Origin of the sequence: Pseudoalteromonas sp. S16_S37, from assembly GCF_014694405.1 — a bacterium.
Taxonomy (GTDB): domain Bacteria; phylum Pseudomonadota; class Gammaproteobacteria; order Enterobacterales; family Alteromonadaceae; genus Pseudoalteromonas.
The window spans coordinates 1-8,253 of record NZ_JAAUWV010000095.1; the positions used below are offsets into that span (position 1 = coordinate 1).

8 protein-coding genes and 1 pseudogene are annotated in these 8,253 nt (G+C 47.4%); all 9 read right to left on the minus strand.

Features of this window, described 5'->3' with window-relative positions; translation table 11 throughout:
* Window positions 1-971 (minus strand): annotated as a pseudogene (locus tag HC733_RS21275) (hypothetical protein); the annotation flags it as partial.
* Window positions 968-1,327 carry a hypothetical protein gene (locus tag HC733_RS21280; protein WP_190366989.1) on the minus strand — a complete coding sequence of 120 codons (360 nt, stop codon included), beginning with the start codon at window positions 1,325-1,327 and terminating at the stop codon, window positions 968-970. The pseudogene HC733_RS21275 and the gene HC733_RS21280, both read right to left, overlap by 4 nt.
* Window positions 1,324-4,932 carry a tape measure protein gene (locus tag HC733_RS21285; RefSeq protein WP_190366990.1) on the minus strand — a complete coding sequence of 1,203 codons (3,609 nt, stop codon included), beginning with the start codon at window positions 4,930-4,932 and terminating at the stop codon, window positions 1,324-1,326. Before HC733_RS21285 ends, HC733_RS21280 begins: the two co-directional genes overlap by 4 nt.
* A gap of 65 nt (window positions 4,933-4,997) precedes the next feature.
* Complete coding sequence (locus HC733_RS21290) at window positions 4,998-5,750, minus strand: phage tail tube protein (RefSeq protein WP_190366991.1); 753 nt, start codon at window positions 5,748-5,750, stop codon at window positions 4,998-5,000.
* Window positions 5,750-6,166: a phage tail terminator protein gene (locus tag HC733_RS21295; protein WP_190366992.1), complete on the minus strand. Its 417-nt coding sequence runs from the start codon at window positions 6,164-6,166 to the stop codon at window positions 5,750-5,752. Before HC733_RS21295 ends, HC733_RS21290 begins: the two co-directional genes overlap by 1 nt.
* A complete protein-coding gene (locus HC733_RS21300) occupies window positions 6,166-6,594 on the minus strand; it encodes a gp436 family protein (protein WP_190366993.1) in 429 nt (142 codons plus the stop codon). Before HC733_RS21300 ends, HC733_RS21295 begins: the two co-directional genes overlap by 1 nt.
* Before the next feature lie 2 nt (window positions 6,595-6,596).
* Window positions 6,597-7,025 (minus strand): HI1506-related protein, encoded by a 429-nt coding sequence (locus tag HC733_RS21305; RefSeq protein ID WP_190366994.1) that lies wholly within the window; start codon window positions 7,023-7,025, stop codon window positions 6,597-6,599.
* A 50-nt stretch (window positions 7,026-7,075) separates the two neighbouring features.
* Window positions 7,076-7,984: a Mu-like prophage major head subunit gpT family protein gene (locus HC733_RS21310; RefSeq protein WP_190366995.1), complete on the minus strand. Its 909-nt coding sequence runs from the start codon at window positions 7,982-7,984 to the stop codon at window positions 7,076-7,078.
* The coding region (locus tag HC733_RS21315; protein ID WP_238937654.1) for a phage protease at window positions 7,984-8,253 on the minus strand (270 nt) is incomplete at its 5' end. The genes HC733_RS21315 and HC733_RS21310, both read right to left, overlap by 1 nt.

The following is an 8,253-nucleotide window of genomic DNA, read 5'->3' on the forward strand; positions in this document are numbered from 1 at the left end:
GTGTGCGGCTTAGTTTTAATGAGTGCGCCTAGGTTTTCACTCACTGTGCCTGTGTAGTTCACGGGTTCAATTTCAGTAATTGTGCCTGTGTTGTAATCTATTTTTGCAAATACAAAGCCATTGGCAATGAAGCGGCCAAAGCCATCATCATTGTAAATAGTGCTGCTGCCTTCTTTTTTGAGCCGTGTGTGATAAGGCTCGATAGATTCACCTGCGCTTAAACTAATCTGACCTTCACTAAATGAGTGATACCGAAAATCGTTATGTGATAGGTAATAAATAAACAGTGAATACCCCGTTAGTAGCGGATAGCTCACATGAAATTGACCAGACACCGTGCGGCCATTTATTTCAATAGAGACATGTTGTGTGCCTCTATATGTTTGATATTCAGCACGGGTATTGGGGTATTCAACGAGTAAGTCAGGTATGTCAATGCTGAACTCTCGCATCTCGCCCATACTGGTTATTTTTTTGGTGCGGAACATTTGAGAAACAGGCGGCTTTAACCCAACTTTTGATGTACGTCTTTGTACTGTTGGGGCCAGTGAGCGCGTTACTTGATCAACTTGTAGTTCTAGTGTGTTTTGCGTTGTTGCTGCGGTTAAATAGGTGGTGCCATGAAACTTCGTATTGCTGTCAGTCATCATGTCGAGCATATCGGGCAATAAGCTATCATCGCGCAGTAGCGGCGATTCAACCAGTAAGGTGCTCACTAATGGATCTTCAGGTTGGTCGCTAATAAATACGTGTGCTTCTTGCAGTTTGCTTGCGTCATTGGTTGAAACCGCTGGGTAGAGTTTCACTAAATCGAACGCGCTTCGTGCGTGGTCCACATCACTGATAGAGCTAAAAACATCATTGAGCTTGCCACTTATCACCGCATTATTGGTGCGGTGTCCACCTGCGTTTGGGGCGCTGCCTAAACGTTCCGGCTTAAATATCTTTAAGTGACTTCTAATTATGGTCATACCGTTTTCAACCTTAGAGTAATGTTTTCAAAGTGCGTAGGCTCGACATCGCTAAAATATTGTAGTGGTGAGCCTGTTACTGGCTTTTGGCTGTGGTCCCACACAACGGTATAGCTCGTACCACGTACCGTAATATCAAATGCGGCCAGCTCGGTTTGGCTGTGCTCAAATAGTGCGATGTAAAGCGCTGCTGGCTCCAATACGCTTTCAATCGTAATCGGGCGGCCGATAATGGCGGTTTTCTCTATGTGCTGTGCGCCATTAAGGGCGCGCTCGGTTTGCTCAGCTACCCCTTGGTAATCATATTCATCTGTCCAAACGGCGTTATCGAGTTGAATGTTGTTGATCACTATCATTGTGCGTTACTCAGTTGTTCTAATTCGTTTAATAGCTCATCCCGCACATGGGCGTACATTTCTGCGGTTTGGCCATTGGGTAAGCTCAATTGCAAAACAACGGTTTTACCCGAATGCTGGCGAGTAAGCACATCTGTTAGCTTGTTGATTGCTTCAGTCAGTGCGCTATCTGAACGACTTACAGTAGCTTGATTGCTCGCTGTGCTTATATTTGGCAGTCCGCTTAAAGCTTGGCTTACACTGATTGGGGTTTGGTTGCTTTTAGCTTTTAGCGCTTTTTTTTGCTCAGCTATGGCATCAGCTAACCGTTGTTTTTGTTCCTGATCTAAATAGCTCAGCTGTTTTATGGCTTTAACATATAAGTCATTGAGTGCATTGGTTGTTGTGGCTCCCTTAATGTCGCGTTCAAAGCGGTTATATTGTGTTTCGGCTAGTTTTGCTCTGGCGCGCTTTTGTTTTTCGGCCTGAACTTCTGCACTCTCAAATGAATATGCCCCATCAGTTTCATACTTTTCTTGATAGTCCACAATGTCGCTCACGGTGGGGCGGCTGCTTTGTGTGTAGTTGTTGATGTTGGTTGAGGCGCGCGCAGCGCTTTGGCTGACCTTTTCGAGTTCTTCTTTTTGCTTACGCAGGCTTTTAAAACTGCTTTCGGCGGCTTGAGTCGCCTCTTTCGTGGCTTGTGTACCGCGCTTGGTTGCCGCAGTGGCGTCATCTTGCGCGGTTTTAAAATCACCCAGCAAGCCATTCACTACACGTAACAGCGATTCTAGGCGCGCTTTCTGCTCGTTGTACTCTCGACCGCTCAATGTGCCCGCACGATAGCGGTTATCTAAGTTAGCTACTTGGTTAATTAACTCTGATTGCTCAGCTTTTAATTGGCTGAGTGTTGCCAGCTCGTACTGTTGAACCTTATTTAAGTCTTCGGTTTGTTGGGTTAAGCGCGCTTGTTGTTTGGTTAGTGCAGCTTGAGCCTGTGCTTTTTGCTCAGCGGTTGCCGTGCTTGATGCCAATACTTGCTGATTTTGCTTTATGGCGGCGTTGGTTGCATCCAGTGCTACGGTAAAGCGCTTTACCGCTTCGCTATTTGTATCGGTAACTGGCTTAAGCGCATTGGCTTTTTCAACCAGCTTGTCTAGCTCTTTGGTAAGCCCAAGCGCCGCAGCCGCCGCTTGCACTGAAGCAGGCACGGTTTGGTCGGTCGCATCCGCCGCTTTTATGGCCGCTTCGGCCCACTTTAAAAATGCCTGCTGCTGCATGGCAATGGGTTCGTTTTGTTGTTGAATGAGTTCAAACGCACCTTGTAGCTTTGTGGCTGTTTGTTCAAGGGCGGTACTGCTGGTTAAACCCAACTCTTTATAGGCTTTGCTTACATCGTCTGCTAAGTAAGCTTGGCGCGCCAATGATTCGTTATGCGCTTCAAACTTGGCCTTGAGATAATCAAGTAATACAACTTGCTGGCTGTATTCCGTGCCCGAGTTCACAAGCGCGGTGCGGGCTGAATTTACCGATTGTATAAAGCCGTCAACCCCATCGCGTACACCGTTTAAGTTCTGCGCCTGTTGCTCTAGTGATTCAGTCACTTTGAGTGCTTCGGTCAGTGTTAGGGTTAAAAACGCTTGGCGCTCGCGTTCGGCTTGCTCAGCGCGTTTAGCTGCTTCAGCCAATTCTTGCTGTTTTTTTGCAACCCCTTCAAAAGCGTATGCGCGCTCGTTCCACACAATGGTGCCTTTTGCAACAGCGGCGTCTAACTCATCAGTACTAGTGATTAATACGCCCGTATTTTCACTAACAATTCTCAACTCTTCAGCAAGTTTGGCTGACGACACTTTTGCGTCACGCTGGCTTTTGGCGAGTTTTTGCTCAAGTGTTATTAGCTTGTTGTACTCAACACCTACATTAAACACTTCGTTGATAAGTACTGTGTACAAACCGCCGCGCGCTATAAAGCCGATTGCGCTTTTCCATTTGTTGGTTGCTACTGTTGCCGCATTCGTTGCAACGGTTGCTGACGTTATTGCGGTTTTATATGTGGTAAATGCACGAGTTGCGGCAACTGCACCGCTCACAACGCTACTAAAATAACCGCCGATTTTTAGCGCCAACCATGCTTTTGCTACAAAACCAATTTCTTCTCTGTAATCGTATAAAGTGCTTACGGCATCTTTAATGACGGTGCCCGTGTTTACTATGGTATCGCTGATTGACTGTGCCCATTCTTGCAAGCGGCCATCTGCCGCCATAGCTGCAAACTCAGTATTTAATGTGGTGAGTTGGTTTTTGAGCCAGTCCATTGCACCCGATTGCGCTATAAGGTTATAAAACTGCTCTAGGTTGTCTTTGGCGTTAGACACTTGGCCGCTGAAGAGTGCCATTTGCGCCGCCGCGCTTCCTGCGCTGGTTCGGCCCATTTCATCAATCAACTGCTTAATGACATCACGGCCTAATTTGCCGGCACTGGATAGCTTTTGTAGCTCTTGAACATTTTTACCTGTGACTTTTTCAAGTAGCTCCCAAACGGGTATGCCACGTTCTACCAGTTGTAAAATTTCTTCGCCTTGCAGCTTTTGCTTGGCCCATGCTTGGCCAAGGGCCAGTGATATGCCTTGTACTTCTTCAAAGCCACCGCCAAGTTTTAATGCTTGGTCTGTGATGGATTGCAAGGTGCCATCCATCGGGTCAAGGCCAAATGCCTTGAGTTTCACAAAAGCTTGGCTGACTTCGCCCAGTTGCAGTGGGGTGTTTTTAGTAAATTGCGTGACCCATTCCGTGGCTTTTGCACCGCCTGCAATGCCACCCATCAGCGCTTGCATTTGAATACCGAGCTTTTCAAACTTGTCGCCTGTTTCAAAAACTGAGTTAACCGCGCTGGCTACTCGGTCTAAACCAAAATAGGCGGCGGCCAGTGCCGCAACTTGGCCCGCCACTTTGCTTAAACTGGCTGCGTGCGCCTGTTGTGCAGCGTTACCTTGTTTTAAGTCATTGGTGAATTTATCAACGGACTTGCCTGCTTTATCAAACTGCGCCCCTAAGTTACGTTTGGCCACGCGTAAATCGTTGGTATCAACGCCAGAGCGTTTAAGTTGCGCTTGCAGCGCTGCATGTTTCCCGGTGTTTTGTGTAAGCTCGTCACGCAGTTGTTTTAAGTCGCGCTCGGCTCGCTCAGTTCCTTGCGCAAGCGCTGATAGCTGTTGGTTGCTATCTTGTGCTTGGCGCTGTAACTCATCGAGCGCTTGCGTTGCTGAGGCCGTGGCTATTTCTTGTTGTTCTAGTTTTTGTTTGGATTGCTCAAAGGCGCGTATTAGCTGTTGTAAGTCGCCTAAATCGTCTAGCTCATTGGCAAGGCGACCTGCGGTTATAGCAGTTGTGTTTGCGGTTTGAGTAGTGTCGTTTAGTGCCTTGTTTAACTGGTCGGTTTTAGGTTCAGCGTTATTGGCACTTGTTGCTACACCATCAATTTGTTCACTGAGTTTTTCCGTAGCGGGGTTGGCACGCTCTGCACTTTGCTCAATGTTGCGAAGCTCAGCAACGAGTTGTTCAATGTTTTGTTTACCAGTGGCTTCGGCCACAACTCTAAGTGCTAACTCTAACGTTTTGTTTGCCATCGGAACTACTCAGTATGTAACAAGGTTTAAAATCGTGAAAAAGGGGCCGAAGCCCCAACGGGGAACTATGCTTCTATTTCATCCACAACAAATGGCGCATCTTTGCCAGATTTGATTTTGGCGGTGCCTTCAAGCTCTGCACCTACAAACTCAGTACCCGCTAAGTCAAGTTCAGAGGTGGGCGACATTGAAACGTCATAAATATCAAACTCAACTTGTTTGCCGTTGGCTAGGTTCTCGCCCTCGCCGAAAAGCCGTAAACGAATTTGTGAGTTCAACGCGCCTTTAATGCGCTTGCCGCTTCGGGCGTTGTATTGACCTGAAAATGTTATTGTTCCGCCTGCTGCTACTTTGCCGCCATGCAATGCGCGGATAAGCCCAAGGGCATAGTTCATTTCAAAGTCTTCACCCAAGACTAGAGGGGTCGCACCTTGCTTCACCGCAAGCCCTGCGGTTGCAAAGTTTTTATGGCCAATTTCAACCCAGTGCTGTGCCGATGGCAGTGTGATAGCTTCATCAGTGAGCGTACCGCTGGCATCGTTAATAGCGACCACATCGCCCATCAATGCCATCGCAACCAGCTCTGTAGGTTGGTCATCAAAGGCCCAGTTAATGGCGGTGGGCTTAGGTATGCGCACATCATCCAGCACTTGGCCATAGTCGGCCTTTTTGTTTGATGTTCGGGTTTTAGATTCAGACTCTACTTTTATGGCCAATTTTGTGGTGTTGATTGGACCAATTGAGCCACCTTCAGGGTTGCCTTGTTTATTTAGGCGCTGCACAAATACATTGCCAGCAATTAGATAACCGTCACTCATTAGTGGGTTCCTCGCATTCTCATTTGACAGGTAAAGGCCAGCGGGTAAAACGCATGGCCGCTTGTGTATCTGGGTTTTATTGGGGTGTTAATACGTTGCCATGGGCCTGCATCGCCCGTTTTTTTGCCAGCTACCGCGCGAATGGTTTTAGCAATGTTTTGTCCTGCATATTTACTGTTTTTACGCTCAGCAAGAATGACAAGCCACGTTTGCTTAATTTGCACATTGGCACCCGCTTGGGTGGGGCCATTGAGCTGTTCGCCGTAGTACAGATAAAACAAACAGGGGGTGTGATTAGTTTTATCAATTTCCGCTAAATCATCGAGTGCCTTTACGTGTCGAATGCCTGAAATACCTTTCAATGCTTCTTCAAGTAAAAGCCCTGCGGCTAAGTAGTCGGATTTTATCTCAAACATCAAATAAACCCCTTCGACTTAGCGCGGGCAAATACGCTGCCAGCAGACTCCATAAACGCGGTGTCGTTGGTGGTGGCTTTGTCGCCTTGGCTATCAATGCCAAGCGCTACCTTGCCTTGATTCACTGCTTGTAAAAACTTTAGCGCGTCCGTATAGCGGGTGTGTATGTGCTCTGGGGCATGATCGCTACTTAAAAAATAACGGGCTATATCGCAGCAAATACGCACCAGCGCGGTAGGCACCGTGCTCAAAGGCAAGGTATAACGGCCTGCTAAGTAGCCGTTAATTTCTGCTGTTGCATCAATGAGTGATTGCTCAAGCACAGGAATATTAATTTCACCGGGTGTGCTGTTTTCGCGCTCAGTAAGTAACACAAGGTCTTGCTGATTGAACCGCGTTTGCATATCTGCTGTACTGGCGTAACTCATGGTTATTGCTCCGTGTTAACAACGTTGCTCTGATACCAAGCCCAAGCTTCGTCTCGTTGTGCAGCCGTTGGTTTTTGCTCACCTTCAACGCCATCCACTTCAAACGCTAATTCATCCACGTTTGGCTTTTTGTTTGGCTTCAGCTCGTGTATTGCAGCAATGATGTGTGCAAGTTCTTCTGGCGCGTTACTTAGATCTAAAACTAAATCGCTGCCCACACCTCGTGGCTCCATGTTTTGCGGCGTACTAGCCGTTTCACTTGCTTTAAGCACTTGCACTTTAATGCGTGTATCTTTTTGAAGTGCTTCAAGCTGCTGCTCAGTAACTTGCAGGTTATCGTTTTGCCCGTAATTAAGGGTAAGACCCGCGCGGCGGTAGCCATTGGGTTGCTGACTGAAAATACATACTGTATGAGTCGTCTTATTAGCCATCTCATTTTCCATCCTATTGATTGGCCCCTGTGGTGGGGCATTGGGTTTAATTACAGGTAATCAGCAACAACTAGCTTTAAGCGGCCTTTGAGTTCGTTTGAGCTGTTTGAATCAAGCTCACGCTCAAGTAACTTGGTTGCCACGTCTTCTAGCTCTGGTGGTACAACTAAGGTAGTGGGGCGAATGCCCAGCTTTCGGCCACCGTCAGCCGTGAAGGTGCGCATTTTCTTGATGCTGTCCCATAGGTTGTCTGCATTAAGTGCACGTTTGTTGGCAAAGGCCAGTTGCCAAAAGCTAAAACCCGCTGCATCACGGCAATCCACGCCGTAACGAAAGGTTTTATTGGTAAATACCGCCTCGTCATCCACTTTGGTCATGCTGACGAAAGTGGGCTTTTTACGTTCTTGAAAAATAATAGGTTTAAGTACTTTGCTGGTGTCGCACACATACCAAGGCTCACCCGTATATGCGCCGTCTTCAGCCATGTTGGCTACACTTTGCACTGTGCCTGTGCCATCCGCATTCGGGTATACAGGGTGGTCGGTATCAAAGTAGTTTTGGCCGTCATAGCAAAGCGTGGTAAAGCCTGCGCGTAACAATGGCCAGCATACTTCGTCAGGGTGAATGCCTGCACTGCGACCCATTTCTTGCATAAGTGGTGCATAAACGCCTAATTCATCGTCTTCAATTTCATTGCGGTCAACACCTACAGTGGCCTCAAAATCCTCATTAACGATGCTGTACGCATGGGCTTTCATGCTCTTAATTTGGCGGTCACCTACCCACTTTTTGAGAGATGGAAACTTACCGAGCCAACCATAAGTATTGCTTTTGGTGGTTGATTTAATCACCGTGGCAATGGCTGTGTACTGTGGCTTAGCCTCGCTTAAGCCATCTTGAAAGTTCTTTTTAAAGCCCGTTTGTAGGCTGGTTAAAATTGCGGGTGTCACAATCGCCATTATTGGTTTTCCTCTTTAAGTAACGCGGCATAGTCGGTGTAGCTAATGCCTAACTGGTCGGCAGCGTATTTTTGTTCGGTAGAGAGCGCGGCTACGCCTGTTTTGGCATCAGGCTTGGGTTGCGTGGTGGTTTGTTGGTTTGTGAGTGCGGCAATGGGGCTACGACTATCAAGCACCGTATTCAAAGCCGCTAAACCTTGTTGCTTGCCAAGTTGCGTTAAATAGTCCACTTCAGAGGCCACCACACGACCATCTTGCTTGGCTTTATC